Genomic DNA, 594 nt, shown 5'->3' on the forward strand with positions numbered 1-594 from the left:
GCTTCGGCCAGTTGCAGAATGGCTTGCTTGCCCAGGGGGCCTTCGTCGCCATCCAGCGCCAGCTTGGCGGAACCCTTGATGATGGGGGTGTCGTCGCCCGGGAAGTCGTACTTGGACAGCAGCTCGCGCACTTCCATTTCGACCAGTTCCAGCAGCTCTTCGTCATCAACCATGTCGGCCTTGTTCAGGAACACGATGATGTAAGGCACGCCAACCTGACGCGACAGCAGGATGTGCTCACGCGTTTGCGGCATGGGACCGTCAGCAGCCGAGCAAACCAGGATAGCGCCGTCCATTTGAGCAGCACCGGTAATCATGTTCTTGACGTAGTCAGCGTGACCCGGGCAGTCAACGTGGGCGTAGTGGCGGTTAGCCGTTTCGTACTCAACGTGCGAGGTGCTGATGGTGATACCACGCGCCTTCTCTTCGGGAGCCGCGTCGATCTGGTCGTAGCCCTTGGCTTCGCCAGAACCGTATTCCTTGTTCAGCACGGTCGTGATCGCTGCGGTCAGCGTCGTTTTGCCGTGGTCAACGTGCCCGATGGTACCCACGTTAACGTGCGGTTTGGTCCGTTCAAACTTACCTTTTGCCATG

1 protein-coding gene is annotated in these 594 nt (G+C 58.9%); it reads right to left on the reverse strand.

Annotation, left to right across the window (positions count from 1 at the left end):
• Nucleotides 1–593: GTP-binding protein (locus VRY85_RS14860; RefSeq protein ID WP_414599380.1), on the reverse strand; the 593-nt coding region annotated here is incomplete at its 3' end.
• Nucleotide 594: the final 1 nt, after the last annotated feature.

Origin of the sequence: Achromobacter sp. F4_2707, from assembly GCF_047501535.1 — a bacterium.
Taxonomy (GTDB): domain Bacteria; phylum Pseudomonadota; class Gammaproteobacteria; order Burkholderiales; family Burkholderiaceae_B; genus Yanghanlia.